The sequence below is a fragment of the Bradyrhizobium sp. Kon58 genome (genome assembly GCF_055807455.1).
The window spans coordinates 1-376 of sequence record NZ_JBVVOT010000211.1; the positions used below are offsets into that span (position 1 = coordinate 1).

Annotated in this window: 1 protein-coding gene; it reads left to right on the top strand. The window is 51.3% G+C overall.

Going from position 1 to position 376, the window contains the following annotated elements:
- The coding region (locus AC0L20_RS40160) for a hypothetical protein (protein WP_473295694.1) at positions 1-336 on the top strand (336 nt) is incomplete at its 5' end.
- Between the last annotated feature and the right edge of the window lie 40 nt (positions 337-376).

The window sequence follows — 376 nt, forward strand, 5'->3', positions numbered from 1 at the left end:
TATTACAATGAGTTGCCTTCCTTGCCGCAGTTGCATCGAGGTATAGACTCAGGCTTAGGTTCTTCTACTATTCTCATGCCGTCGGCGGCTCAAGTGTATCTCAGTGATATGGCTTTTATTCCTGAAGGTAACTGCCGTGTTTGGTGGTTGGGTCGTAGAGGAGGAAGCACAGTGTTTCCAGATAGTTGGCAGCAACTGTCCGAACGGCCTATGGGAACCATGGACCTGCGCCTGTTCCAGACAGCACCTGACCCAAAGGGAGCTGTCTGTCCTCCTCCGGAAGCCAGCAACGACTTGGCCCTGCAGAATCGAGTAAAAAAAATCATGTCTGATTAAGCTACAGAAGCCTCTTGCGCCTCAAAACTATCCGCCCGCG